We start from the raw sequence: 12,425 nt of genomic DNA, 5'->3' as shown, positions 1-12,425 counted from the left end.
CGTCGTGACCTCAAGGCGAACAACAAGAACGGGAAACCACCCGCGCGAGGAGACTCTACATGTCCCGACATCAGCACATCCTGGCCTGGCTTGACGATGTGGCAAGCGAGCTGCACGCGATCCGTCACGATATCCACGCTCACCCGGAACTGGGTTTTGAAGAAAACCGCACGTCGGCGCTGGTCGCCCGGTTGCTTGATGCGTGGGGCTATGAGGTGCACACCGGCATCGGCAAGACTGGCGTGGTCGGCGTGCTACGCAATGGCAGCAGCCCACGCCGTCTGGGCCTGCGCGCCGACATGGACGCGCTGCCCATCCACGAGGCCACGGGTGCGACGTACAGCAGCCAGCACCAGGGTTGCATGCACGCCTGCGGCCATGACGGTCACACCACCATGCTGCTCGGCGCCGCGCGCTACCTGGCGGCGACCCGGCAGTTCGACGGCACGCTGACGCTGATCTTCCAGCCGGCCGAGGAGGGCCAGGGCGGCGCCGAGGCGATGCTGGCCGACGGCTTGCTGGAGCACTTCCCTTGCGATGCACTGTTCGGCATGCACAACATGCCGGGCCTGCCAGCCGGGCACCTGGGCTTTCGCGAGGGCCCGATGATGGCCTCGCAAGACTTGCTGACGGTGACCCTCGACGGGGTTGGCGGCCATGGCTCGATGCCACACCTGACCGTCGATCCGCTGGTGGCGGCAGCCAGTGTGGTGATGGCGCTGCAAACCGTGGTGGCGCGCAATATCGATGCGCAGGAAGCGGCTGTTGTCACGGTGGGTGCCCTGCAGGCCGGTGAAGCGGCCAACGTGATCCCGCAGCAGGCCCTGCTGCGGCTTAGCCTGCGCGCGCTGAACGCCGAGGTGCGGGCACAGACCCTGGAACGGGTGCGGGCGATCATTGTCAGCCAGGCCGAAAGCTTTGGCTGCAGTGCCAGCATCGAACACCGTCCGGCTTACCCGGTGCTGGTCAACCATGGCGCAGAGAACGCCTTCGCCACGCAGGTCGGGGTGGAACTGCTGGGTGCCGAGGCGGTGGATGCCAACACCCGCAAGCTGATGGGCAGCGAAGACTTCGCCTGGATGCTGCAACGTTGCCCGGGCGCTTACCTGTTCATCGGCAATGGGGTATCGCGGCCGATGGTGCACAACCCGGCCTACGACTTCAACGACGACATCCTGCTGACCGGCGCCGCCTACTGGGGCGCGCTGGCAGAGCGCTGGCTCGCGCCCGCCTGACCTTCCCATTTACGACTGCCGCTGGAACCCGGGTGCGACCGCGCCCGGGTGATCACCCAATCATTGTGTGGAGTGTTCCCCTATGCAGACTTCGAGCACTGGCGTGTCGCGTACCCGGCAGGTGGTCGCTGCCGTTATCGGCAATGCCCTGGAGTGGTATGACTTTATCGTGTATGGCTTTCTGGCCAGCATCATTGCCCGGCAGTTTTTCCCGTCCGACGATGAGTACGCCTCGCTGCTGATGGCCCTGGCTACCTTCGGCGTCGGCTTTTTCATGCGCCCGGTGGGTGGCGTGTTGCTGGGCATGTATTCCGATCGCAAGGGCCGGAAGGCGGCCATGCAGATGATCATCCGGCTGATGACCGTGTCGATCGCCATGATCGCTTTTGCCCCCGATTACCTGGCCATAGGCATGGCCGCACCGATGCTGATCGTGGTGGCCCGCATGCTGCAGGGCTTTGCTACCGGTGGCGAATACGCCAGCGCGACAGCGTTTCTGGTAGAAAGCGCGCCGGCCCACCGCAAGGGGCTGTATGGCTCGTGGCAACTGGTGGGGCAATGCCTGGCGGTGTTTTCCGGGGCGGCGATGGTCGCCCTGGTGACGCACCTGTGTTCGCCTGAGGCACTGGACAGCTGGGGTTGGCGCATTCCGTTCGTGCTCGGCCTGCTGATCGGCCCGGTGGGGCTGTGGATTCGCAAGCACATGGAAGAGCCCGAAGAGTTCGTCGAAGCGCGCCGCCAGGCCAAGGGCCAGTCGCCCAGCCTGTGGCAGGTGTTGCGTGAGCACCGGCGCAGCCTGCTGGTGTCGATGGGCCTGGCCTGTGGCGCGACGGTGTCGTTCTACGTGGTGCTGGTGAACATGCCGACCTTCGCCCACAAGAACCTCGGGCTGCCGCTGGACCAGGTGCTGCTGGTGCAGATTCTGGCCGTGGGGCTGATGACCGTGGTGATTCCGTTGTCTGGCGCGCTGTCTGACCGGCTGGGGAGGCGCCCGGTGTTGATGGCCTTCACGCTGGCGTTCTTCGTGATGGTCTACCCACTTTATGTGTGGGTGGCCGCCGCGCCGTCCGTGGAGCGCCTGCTGATCATGCAACTGCTGCTGTGCACCGCCATCGGCGGCTTCTTCGGCCCGGCACCCACTGCATTGGCCGAGCAGTTCCCGGTTGAGGTGCGCTCCACCGGTGTGTCGGTGGCCTATAACGTGGCTGTGATGGTGTTCGGCGGCTTTGCCCCGTTGATCGTGACCTGGCTGAGCAAGGTGCTCGGCACCCCGGTGGCGCCTTCGTTTTATGTGCTGTTCGCCTGCCTGCTGACGCTGCTGGGTACCTACTGCCTGAAAGAAGCACCTCGGTTGGCCAAGCCTGCCGCCTTCAACCTTGGAGTAAAACCGTGAAGCCGCTAGCCATCGACCCCATCGTAGCCCTCGATGCCGAGGCATTGTCCCAGGCCATCCATGCCCGCCAGGTGTCGTGTCGGGACGTGATGCAGGCCTACCTGCTGCACATCGAACGCTGCAACCCTGTAGTCAATGCGCTGGTGTCACTGCGCCCGGCCGAAGCGCTGCTGGCCGAGGCCGATGAGCGTGACCGTGAACTGGTCCGTGGCCATTCGCGGGGCTGGATGCATGGCATGCCGCAGGCGATCAAGGACCTGGCAGCCACTGCCGGGCTGCGCACCACCCTTGGCTCCCCCTTGTTTGCCGAACAGGTCCCTGAGCAGGACGCGATCAGTGTTGCGCGGGTGCGGGCGAGCGGGGCGCTGATCGTGGGCAAGAGCAACGTGCCCGAGTTCGGCCTCGGCTCGCAAACCTACAACACCCTGTTCGGTACCACCACCAATGCCTACGACCCGCAGCGTGTGGCCGGTGGCAGCAGTGGCGGGGCGGCAGCGGCGCTGGCCATGCGCCTGCTGCCGGTCGCCGACGGGAGCGACATGATGGGCTCGCTGCGCAACCCGGCGGCGTTCAACAATGTGTTCGGCCTGCGCCCCTCACAGGGCCGAGTGCCCCATGGGCCGGCGCCCGAACTGTTCGTGCAGCAGCTGGCCACCGAGGGGCCCATGGGCCGTAGCGTGGTTGACGTGGCGCGGTTGCTGTCGATACAGGCTGGCGTTGACGCACGGGCACCGCTGTCGCTGAGTGAAGGTCGGCGTGACTTTGCTGCTGGTTTGCAGCGTGATTTCCGGGGCGTGCGGGTCGGCTGGCTGGGTGATTACAACGGCTACCTGCCCATGGATGACGGGGTGATGAGCCTGTGCGAGTCGGCGCTGGCCGATTTTGCCGAACTGGGCTGCCGGGTGGAGGCTTGCCAGCCGGCATTCGACCCCGCGCGGTTGTGGCAATGCTGGCTGACCCATCGCCACTTCCTGGTGCACGGCAACCTCGGGGCGGCCTATGCCGACCCGGTCAAGCGCGCACGGCTCAAGCCTGAGGCACAGTGGGAAGTGGAAGGGGGCTTGCAACTGAGTGCGGCAGCGCTGTACCAGGCTTCGCTGGACCGTAGCGACTGGTACCGTGCGTTGGCCCATCTGTTCGAACGTTACGATTTCCTGCTGTTGCCATCGGCCCAGGTGTTCCCTTTCGATGCACGCCAGCCATGGCCAACGGTGGTTGGGGGGCGGGCGATGGACACCTACCACCGCTGGATGGAGGTGGTGATCGGGCCGACCCTGGCCGGCTTGCCGAGCATCAGCGTACCGGTCGGGTTCAGTGCGGCCGGGTTGCCCATGGGCCTGCAAATCATAGGCCCGGCCCAGGCTGACCATGCCGTGTTGCAGTTGGCGTATGCCCATGAACAGCTCACCCGGTGGGTGGAGCGTTGCCCACCCCAGTGCCTGCAGGTTTGATGAAAGCAGCGAGCAGGCGCGGATCTTGCTGGCTATGCTGACCATCCCCCAACAAGGAGGTCAAACCCATGGGCATCACGGCAGACAGTGGCGGCGTGCGTTCCGTGGAACGGGCGTTGGCCATTGTCGACCTGTTGGGCGAACACCAGGCACTGGGCCTGGAGGAACTGCATTACCTGACGGCGCTGCCCAAGGCCACGGTATCGCGCATGCTTGCCACCTTGCAGGAGCAAGGCTGGGTGTACCGTGGCCTGAGCGACCGGCGCTACCGGCTGTGCGCGCGGCGCCTGTTCGGCGACCGCCAGTTGCGTTTCAAGCGGCGCCTGGTGGAGAGCGCTGCGCCCATGCTGCTGGAGCTGAGCGAACGCACCGGGCTGGTAGCGGACCTGTCGTGCTTCGACGGCGAACGGCTGGAGGTGATGGAAAGTGCCATCCCCCAAGTATTGCGCAAGCGTTATCCGCACACCTGCCAGATTGTTGGGCACCATGCCAGCCTGTTCCATTCGGCGATGGGACGGGCCTGTCTGGGTGAGCTGGCGGAGGACGAAGTGCAGCGCCTGGCGATCCACGAGCAGCTGGGTGATGACACAGTGCTGCGCAATATCGAGGAAGACGCACACAAGGGCTTTGGCCAGCGGACCGAAGGGCACTGGGAGTATCCGGTGCGGTTGCCGTTCCTGATTCGCGCCATCGCCTTGCCGGTGCGTGCCGAAGGGCGCCTGGCCGGGAGCATTGCCTTACACTGGCCACTGGACCAGGCGCCGGTCGAGCGGGTGTTGAACCTGCACCTGAACAGCCTGGCGACTACCGTGGGCGAGGTGCAGCGGGCATTGTCGGTTTGAGGTTTCGGCGTTGGCACCGTGGCAGCAAGGTCGGCATGGCGCACACTGGCTTACCGCTCCAGGCTGTACATCCGGCACTCCGCCAGCAACGCCAGCAGGTTCGGCTCCCGCTCCCGGGCTTTCAGAAACACCACACCGATATGCTGCTGCAAGCGATATTGCGGCTTCAAGGCAATCAACCGGACGCGGTTCTCGTATACCGCGGCGATGCGCCCGGGCAGCAGGGCAAAGCCCACCCCCGAGCTGACCATGCTCAGCAATGTGAAGATATCGTTCACCTGCATGGCCACCTTCGGTTCAAAGCCGGCCTGCTGGAACACCCGTGCACCATCGCGGTGGGTGGCGAAGCCCTGGGTCAGGGTAATGAACGTGGAGTCGGCCAGGTCTGCCAGGTCCACCTCGGCTTGCTCGGCGAAAGGCGAGTCGGTGGGGACCGCGAGGAAGATATCGTCGGAGAACAGCGGCAACTGCTCGCAGGCCGGGTCGCTGACGCTTTCATCAAGGGAGACCAGAATGGCCTCCAGTTCGTGGTTCTTCAGGCGCTGCAGCAAGTCGATGTTGGAGCCCAGGGTGAGGTCGATGTTCAGTTCGCTGCGGCGCAGTTTCAGGCCCATGACCAGCTTGGGCACGGTCTTCACGGTTAGCGAGTAGAGCGCGCCCAGGCGGAAGCGCTCAGCATAGAAGCCGGCGGCCTCACGGGTCTGGCGCACCATCTGCTCAGCGTCCTGGATCAGCTGCCGGGCCTTCTTTTCCAGCACGTAAGCACTTTCCAGCGGGATCAGCTGGCGGCCTTCGTGCTTGAACAACGGGCAGCGCAGGGCGCTTTCCAGTGAGTGGATGGCGCGATGCACACTGACCGCACTGGTGGACAGCTCAGCCGCGGCGCGGCCGAGGTTGCCGGTGCGCATGAAGGCGAGGAAGGTTTCCAGCTTTTTGAGGGTGAGTTCTTCGTCGATCAGCATGGGCGGCCTTGGGCGGTCATTGCATGGATTCGATCAATGCCCACAACGCCGGGTCATCGAAGTCATTCACAACCAGCCTGGCCCCCGCCGCCAGCAACCGCTCCGGCGTTTGCGTCGTGGCCACGCCTACGGTGAAGATGCCTGCGCCACTGGCCGCGGCCACGCCTGGTAATGAATCCTCGAAGGCCAGCGCTTGCGCGGCTTCGGCGCCCAGCCGCTGCAACCCGGTGAGGTAGGGCAGCGGGTCTGGCTTGGGCCGCGCCAGTTCCTCGGCCACCAGCACATGCGCGAAGCGCTGGCCAAGGCCCATAGCATTCAACATGTGTTCGGCATTCAGCCGGGGTGCGTTGGTGACCACGCACATGCCGATGCTGCGCGCCTGGGCATGTGCCAGCAAGCGCAGCAGGCCCGGCATGGGTTCAAGGGAAGGCGATATGTCGCGGAACAGCGCTTCCTTGCGGTCGGCCAGCGCCTTGCACTGTTCGGCGCTGGCGTCGCTGAACAGCTCGGCGAACAGCTCGCCGTTGGCGCGGCCGCTGACCTGGGCATCGAACTGCGCCTGGCTAAGCTCGCGGCCATCGTGCTCACGCAGCAGCTGGCGAAAGGCTTGCAGGTGCAGGGTATCGGTGTCGGTGAGGGTTCCGTCGAGGTCGAACAGCAGAGCGGTCAGCATGAGATATCCAGGTCAAAAAACACAAGCCAGGGGATCATAACCAAAGCTGGCGACAAAGGGGGCTGTTCAGCGTGCCCTGAAAAGAGTACAAATGTGCTCCATGGACAATCTAACCCCCAAACGCCGCGCCATTTTCGAATTCATTCGTGAGCGCATTGCCAACCATGGCCAGCCGCCAAGCCTGGCCGATATCGCCACGCGCTTCGGTTTTGCCTCGCGCAGCGTCGCGCGCAAGCACATCACTGCCCTGTGCCAGGCCGGCTACATCGATGTCACTCCGAACCAGGCGCGGGGCATCCGCCTGGCTGAACCGTTGCGCCGGCCAGAAATCCTCGAAGTACCGGTGCTGGGCCAGGTAGCGGCAGGTGCCCCCATAGGCCCGGATCTGGGCATTCACGAACAATTGCTGCTCGACCCCAGTCTGTTCCGCCGTACACCGGATTACCTGCTGAAGGTGCGTGGCGACTCGATGATCGACGATGGCATTTTCGACGGTGATCTGGTCGGCATTCTTCAGCAGGCCGACGCCCGCGATGGCCAGATCGTGGTTGCGCGCCTGGACGGTGAAGTCACCATCAAGCGCCTGCAACGCAAAGGCAGCCATTACCGGCTGTTGCCGCGCAACCCGGCCTACGCGCCTATCGATGTGAAGCCTGAACAGGCGTTTTTCATCGAAGGCGTGTTCTGCGGCTTGCTGAGGCGTGACTGATGGGCGCGGTGGTCGACCTCGACAGGCTGCTCGACCAGCGCCGGGTATGGCGCGGGCGGCAGGCCCAGGCGCGGCCACTCGGGTTGCAGCCCACCGGCCATACGGCCCTTGACGAGCGCTTGCCGGAAGGTGGCTGGCCAGCGGCCGCACTGAGCGAGCTGTTGCTGGCCAGCCCCGGTTGTGGCGAATTGCAGTTGCTGTGGCCAACCCTGGCCCGGCTAAGCGCTGACGCCAGCCGCGTGGTGCTGGTGGCACCGCCGTTCATCCCGTATGCACCGGCCTGGCAGGCGGCGGGAGTGGACCTGCGCTGGCTGGTACAGGTGGATGCCGAACCCACCGATGCCCTGTGGGCCGCCGAACAGTGCCTGCGCTCGGGCAGTTGTGCGGCAGTGCTATGCTGGCCGGAACGTGCCGATGACCGCGCCCTGAGGCGCTTGCAGGTGGCCGCTGAAACCGGCCAGGCACTGGCATTCGCCTGCAGGCCGCAGCAGGCGGCGCACAACCCTTCACCTGCAGCACTGCGCATTGCCGTTGACACGCGCCCGTCGCAATGGCGTGTGCTGAAGAGCCGTGGCGGCATGCCGCCAGCGCTGCCCATCGCCTGCCCGGGCCGGGGCTGATGCACCATGCTCTGGGCCTGCATCCTGCTGCCGCAGCTGGCGCTGGACACCGTCCTGCGTGAGCGTGACGACCCTGATACGCCTCTGGTGCTTGTTGGTGGGCCTACCCAGCGCCGTGTGGTGCAGGCGGTCAACCCGGCGGCCGCTGCACTTGGCTTGCGGGCCGGGCAAACCCTGACCGCAGCGCGTGCCCTGGCGGATGGCTTCACCTGTGTCGAAAGCGACCCCAAGCGCATCGAGCAGGTGCAGCAGTTGCTGGCGGCCTGGGCCTACCGTTTCAGTGCCCAGGTCAGCGTGCATTACCCTCGGGCGCTGTTGTTGGAAGTAGGCTCCAGCCTGCAACTGTTCGGCCCGTGGCCCTTGTTCGAGGCGCGTCTGCGCCAGGAACTGGCAGACCTGGGCTTGCGCCAACGCATCGTCCTGGCCAGCAACCCGGTGGCGGCACGTATGCTCGCCAATGGCCACGACGGTTTGGCGGTGAGCGATGCCGATGCAACTCGCGCAGCGTTGCTGGCCATGCCCATCACGCGAATCGGCTTGCCGGCAGAGGCTGCCGAAGCCTTTGCCCGCATGGGCTTGCGTCAACTGGGCCAGGTACTGGCCTTGCCGCGCGATACCTTGGCCAGGCGCTTTGCGGCCCAGGTTCAGCTGCACCTCGATCAGTTGCTCGGCCTGCGCAACCTGGGGCTGGACTTCTACCAGCCACCGGACCGTTTCGAAACCCGGCTGGAGCTGAATTTCGACGTTGAATCACACCAAGCGCTGCTGTTCCCGCTGCGGCGCATGCTCAACGACCTGGCTGCATTTCTCGCCGGGCGCGACTGTGGCGTGCAGCGCTTTTGCCTGCATCTGGAGCATGCCGAAGGGCCGGATACCTTGCTCAAAGTGGGCCTGCTGGCGGCTGAGCGCGATGCTGCGATGCTGTTCGAACTGGCCCGTGGGCGCCTGGAGCCGCTGCGTATACCGGCAGCGGTGCGCAACCTGCGGTTGGTCGCCGAAGACCTGCCGCCCTTCGTGCCGCAGCATCAGCCGTTGTTCGACCCACGCGCACAACAGGCCCAACCCTGGGAGCAATTGCGCGAGCGGCTGCGCGCCCGCCTGGGGGATGAGGCCGTCAAGGGGGTGCGTGCAGCGGCAGATCACCGCCCTGAATGCGCCTGGCAACTGGCAGAGCAGGGCGCAAAAGGCAACATGCCGGTTGCCCCGGGCAGCCGCCCAGGTTGGCTACTGCCTGCACCGATGGCGCTGGATGATGCCGGCTATCGGTTGCAGGGCCATGCCGAACGCATCGAATCGGGCTGGTGGGATGGCGGCGATGTGCGCCGCGACTACTACCGCATCGAAACCCGTGAGGGCCTGCGTGGCTGGGCCTACCGCGACCTGGGCCAGGCCGGCCCGCTGTGGTTGCAGGGCTGGTTTGCATGAGCATGTCGGGATATGCCGAGCTGCATTGCTTGTCCAACTTCAGCTTCCAACGCGGTGCTTCGAGTGCCGAGGAGCTGTTCCGCCGCGCAGCTGAACAGGGTTATCAGGCGTTGGCGATCACGGACGAATGTACCCTGGCCGGTATCGTGCGCGCCTGGCAGGCCGCCAAGGCGCATGGGTTGCGGCTGATCGTCGGCAGCGAGGTGCAGTTGCACGACGGCCCCAAGCTGGTGCTGCTGGTCGAAAACCTGGCCGGCTACCAGAACCTGTGCGCACTGATCACCCGTGCCCGTCGGCGGGCAGAAAAGGGCGAATACCAGCTTTTTCGTGACGACCTGCAGCTGCACGGTCAGGGTCTGCTGGCCTTGTGGGTGGCCGATGACAGTGACAATACGGCCACCGGCGAGTGGCTGCGAAGTGTGTTCGATGAGCGCCTGTGGCTGGCGGTGCACCTGCACCGGGGCCACGACGATGCCATGCGCCTGCAACGCCTACGGGCACTGGCGGCCGATGTGGGGATCCGCGCCGTGGCCTGTGGTGACGTGCACATGCACGTGCGCGGCCGCCGTGCCTTGCAGGACTGCATGGCTGCCATCCGCCAGCATTGCCAGGTGTCCGAAGCCGGGCGCTTTCTGTTTGCCAATGGCGAGCGCCACTTGCGTAGCCTGGCGCAACTGGCCGAGCTGTACCCGTTCGACCTGTTGGCCGAAACCCTGGCCATTGCCCAGCGCTGCAAATTCGACCTCCGCGAGTTGAAGTACCAATACCCGCGCGAACTGGTGCCCCAGGGCCACACCCCGGCAAGCTGGTTGCACGCGCTGTGCGAGCAGGGCCTGCGGTTGCGCTGGCCGCAGGGGCCCAGTGACAAGGTGCGTGATGTGCTGGCCAAGGAACTGGCGCTGATTGAAGCACTGGGTTACGAGAGCTACTTCCTGACCGTGCACGACATCGTCGCCTTCGCCCGCAGCCAGCGCATCTTGTGCCAAGGGCGTGGCTCTGCTGCCAACTCGGTGGTGTGTTTCGTGCTGGGCATTACCGAGCTCGACCCCATGGAGCACCACCTGTTGTTCGAGCGTTTCCTGTCGCGCGAGCGCAACGAGCCACCCGATATCGACGTGGACTTCGAGCACGACCGGCGCGAAGAAGTGATTCAGTATGTGTTCCGCCGCTATGGCCGGCACCGTGCCGCGCTGACTGCGGTGGTCAACACTTACCATGCAGCGGGTGCGGTGCGGGATGTGGCGCGGGTGTTGGGTTTGCCAATGGATCAGGTGGATGCCCTGGCCAAATGCTGTGGCCGCTGGAGCGACCGCATACCCGACGACCAGCGACTGGCAGAAGCCGGCTTCGAGGCCGGCAGCCCGTCGTTGCGCCGGGTGCTGGTGCTGGCGGGTGAGCTTATCGGCTTCCCTCGGCACCTTTCGCAGCACCCGGGTGGTTTCGTTATTTCCCAGCAGCCGCTCGACCAGCTGGTGCCGGTGGAGAATGCAGCAATGGCGGAGCGCACGGTGATCCAGTGGGACAAGGACGACCTGGACATGGTCGGTTTGCTCAAGGTCGACGTGCTGGCGCTGGGTATGCTCAGTGCCTTGCGCCGTTGCTTCGACCTGCTGCAACGCCACCGTGGCCGCCAGCTGACCCTGGCGACCATCCCCAGCGAATGCCCGGCCACTTACGCGATGATCAGCCGCGCCGAGACCATGGGGGTGTTCCAGATCGAGTCGCGTGCGCAGATGGCCATGCTGCCTCGGCTGCGACCCCGAACGTTCTATGACCTGGTCATCGAAGTGGCCATTGTCCGCCCGGGGCCGATTCAGGGTGACATGGTGCACCCCTACTTGCGCCGGCGCCTGAAGCAGGAGCCGGTGACCTACCCGTCGCCGAAGCTCAAGGCAGTCTTCGCACGGACCTTGGGCGTGCCATTGTTTCAGGAACAGGTGATGGAACTGGCCATGGTCGCAGCCGACTACACGCCGGGCGAGGCCGACCAGCTACGTCGCAGCATGGCGGCCTGGAAACGCCACGGTGGCCTGGAGCCGCACCGCGAGCGGCTGTTGCAAGGCATGCTGCGAAATGGTTACGAACTGGCGTTCGCCGAGCGTATCTTCGAGCAGATCAAGGGCTTTGGCAGCTATGGTTTCCCGGAGTCGCACGCGGCCAGTTTTGCCTTGCTGTGTTATGCCAGCAGCTGGCTGAAGTGCCATGAGCCGGCAATCTTCACCTGCGCGCTGGTCAACAGCTGGCCCATGGGCTTCTACAGCCCGGACCAGTTGCTGCAGGAGGCGCGCCGCCAAGGTATCGAGGTGCGGCCCGTCGACGTATGCCACAGCGACTGGGACTGTACCCTCGAACCTGATGCTCAAGGTGTGTTGGCCATTCGCATGGGCTTGCGGCTGGTGCGTGGCCTGGCCGAAGCCGATGCCAGGCGCGTGCAGCAGGCGAGGGCGCAACGGCCGTGGCGCGACGTCGAAGACCTTTGCTTGCGTGCTGGCCTCGACCAACGCGCCCGTGCCCGTCTGGCTGATGGCGGGGCATTGCGTACCTTGGCCAGCGACCGCCATCAGGCACGCTGGCAGGTGGCGGCGGTGCAGCCGCAGTTGCCCTTGTTCGCAGAGGTGGAAGCAGTGCCTGAAGCCGCAGTTGATTTGCCTGTGCCAAGCGTGGGTGAGGACCTGATGGCCGATTACCAGACCTTGGGCACTACGCTCGGCCCGCATCCGCTGGCCTTGTTACGTTCACGCCTGAGGGCGTTGGGGTGTCGCAGTTCGAGTGAGCTGCAAGGTGTCGCGCATGGCGACAACATTGCGGTGGCCGGGCTGGTAGTGGGCCGCCAGCGGCCGCAAACTGCCAGTGGGGTCACCTTCGTCACACTGGAGGATGAGCACGGGATGGTCAACGTGGTCGTGTGGCGGGAGCTTGCCGAGCGGCAACGGCGGGCGCTGGTGGGGTCGCAGCTACTGAAGGTCAGTGGGCGGCTGGAGCAGGAGGAGGGGGTGAGGCACCTGATTGCGCGGCGGCTGGAGGATGTTAGCCCACTGTTGCAGGGGCTGGATGTGCGCAGCCGCGACTTCCATTAAGTGATTGGGGCTGCAACGCAGCCCCAAGATGTTCAAGG

Annotated in this window: 10 protein-coding genes; 8 read left to right on the top strand and 2 right to left on the bottom strand. The window is 65.3% G+C overall.

Annotation, left to right across the window (positions count from 1 at the left end; genetic code table 11):
* Window positions 1-59: 59 nt before the first annotated feature.
* The 4 genes from ACF8R4_RS19165 (at window position 60) to ACF8R4_RS19150 (ending at window position 4,921) form a co-directional block, all read left to right on the top strand.
* On the top strand, window positions 60-1,235 hold the full coding sequence (locus ACF8R4_RS19165) for a M20 aminoacylase family protein (protein ID WP_060499323.1): 1,176 nt from the start codon (window positions 60-62) through the stop codon (window positions 1,233-1,235).
* Window positions 1,236-1,317: 82 nt separating this feature from the next.
* The gene (locus ACF8R4_RS19160) at window positions 1,318-2,628 is read left to right on the top strand and encodes a citrate-proton symporter (RefSeq protein ID WP_392493211.1); all 1,311 of its coding nucleotides are present in this window, start codon (window positions 1,318-1,320) and stop codon (window positions 2,626-2,628) included.
* A complete protein-coding gene (locus tag ACF8R4_RS19155; RefSeq protein WP_392493209.1) occupies window positions 2,625-4,079 on the top strand; it encodes an amidase in 1,455 nt (484 codons plus the stop codon). The genes ACF8R4_RS19160 and ACF8R4_RS19155 overlap by 4 nt, the downstream gene beginning before the upstream one ends.
* A 68-nt stretch (window positions 4,080-4,147) precedes the next feature.
* Window positions 4,148-4,921, top strand: coding sequence for an IclR family transcriptional regulator (locus ACF8R4_RS19150; RefSeq protein ID WP_392493208.1), 774 nt, complete (start codon window positions 4,148-4,150; stop codon window positions 4,919-4,921).
* Between the two features lie 50 nt (window positions 4,922-4,971).
* Here the strand turns inward: ACF8R4_RS19150 and ACF8R4_RS19145 are convergent, their stop codons facing one another.
* Both ACF8R4_RS19145 and ACF8R4_RS19140 read right to left on the bottom strand, forming a co-directional pair.
* Complete coding sequence (locus ACF8R4_RS19145; RefSeq protein WP_016715311.1) at window positions 4,972-5,883, bottom strand: LysR substrate-binding domain-containing protein; 912 nt, start codon at window positions 5,881-5,883, stop codon at window positions 4,972-4,974.
* A 16-nt stretch (window positions 5,884-5,899) separates the two neighbouring features.
* Window positions 5,900-6,556 (bottom strand): HAD family phosphatase, encoded by a 657-nt coding sequence (locus ACF8R4_RS19140; RefSeq protein ID WP_104834756.1) that lies wholly within the window; start codon window positions 6,554-6,556, stop codon window positions 5,900-5,902.
* Between the two features lie 91 nt (window positions 6,557-6,647).
* On the opposite strand from ACF8R4_RS19140, the gene lexA reads away from it, so the two are divergent.
* From lexA to ACF8R4_RS19120, 4 genes are read left to right on the top strand one after another with little or no spacing between them, the layout of a single operon-like run.
* The gene (gene lexA / locus ACF8R4_RS19135) at window positions 6,648-7,265 is read left to right on the top strand and encodes a transcriptional repressor LexA (RefSeq protein WP_060499329.1); all 618 of its coding nucleotides are present in this window, start codon (window positions 6,648-6,650) and stop codon (window positions 7,263-7,265) included.
* The gene (gene imuA, locus ACF8R4_RS19130; RefSeq protein ID WP_392493205.1) at window positions 7,265-7,885 is read left to right on the top strand and encodes a translesion DNA synthesis-associated protein ImuA; all 621 of its coding nucleotides are present in this window, start codon (window positions 7,265-7,267) and stop codon (window positions 7,883-7,885) included. Before lexA ends, imuA begins: the two co-directional genes overlap by 1 nt.
* Window positions 7,886-7,891: 6 nt before the next feature.
* Window positions 7,892-9,310 carry a DNA polymerase Y family protein gene (locus ACF8R4_RS19125; protein WP_104834754.1) on the top strand — a complete coding sequence of 473 codons (1,419 nt, stop codon included), beginning with the start codon at window positions 7,892-7,894 and terminating at the stop codon, window positions 9,308-9,310.
* Window positions 9,307-12,387 (top strand): error-prone DNA polymerase, encoded by a 3,081-nt coding sequence (locus tag ACF8R4_RS19120; RefSeq protein ID WP_392493204.1) that lies wholly within the window; start codon window positions 9,307-9,309, stop codon window positions 12,385-12,387. Before ACF8R4_RS19125 ends, ACF8R4_RS19120 begins: the two co-directional genes overlap by 4 nt.
* Window positions 12,388-12,425: the final 38 nt, after the last annotated feature.

This window comes from Pseudomonas sp. FYR_2 (genome assembly GCF_043106425.1).
Classification (GTDB): Bacteria; Pseudomonadota; Gammaproteobacteria; order Pseudomonadales; family Pseudomonadaceae; genus Aquipseudomonas; species Aquipseudomonas monteilii.
This window is presented reverse-complemented; position numbering and strand designations above follow the sequence as displayed.

Excerpts from the sequence above, each read along its gene's own strand:
- ACF8R4_RS19165 (WP_060499323.1), top strand. The coding sequence starts at position 60 with ATGTCCCGACATCAGCACATCCTGGCCTGGCTTGACGATGTGGCAAGC.
- ACF8R4_RS19160 (WP_392493211.1), top strand. The coding sequence starts at position 1,318 with ATGCAGACTTCGAGCACTGGCGTGTCGCGTACCCGGCAGGTGGTCGCT.
- ACF8R4_RS19150 (WP_392493208.1), top strand. The coding sequence starts at position 4,148 with ATGGGCATCACGGCAGACAGTGGCGGCGTGCGTTCCGTGGAACGGGCG.
- ACF8R4_RS19145 (WP_016715311.1), bottom strand. The coding sequence starts at position 5,883 with ATGCTGATCGACGAAGAACTCACCCTCAAAAAGCTGGAAACCTTCCTC.
- ACF8R4_RS19140 (WP_104834756.1), bottom strand. The coding sequence starts at position 6,556 with ATGCTGACCGCTCTGCTGTTCGACCTCGACGGAACCCTCACCGACACC.
- lexA (WP_060499329.1), top strand. The coding sequence starts at position 6,648 with ATGTGCTCCATGGACAATCTAACCCCCAAACGCCGCGCCATTTTCGAA.
- imuA (WP_392493205.1), top strand. The coding sequence starts at position 7,265 with ATGGGCGCGGTGGTCGACCTCGACAGGCTGCTCGACCAGCGCCGGGTA.
- ACF8R4_RS19125 (WP_104834754.1), top strand. The coding sequence starts at position 7,892 with ATGCTCTGGGCCTGCATCCTGCTGCCGCAGCTGGCGCTGGACACCGTC.
- ACF8R4_RS19120 (WP_392493204.1), top strand. The coding sequence starts at position 9,307 with ATGAGCATGTCGGGATATGCCGAGCTGCATTGCTTGTCCAACTTCAGC.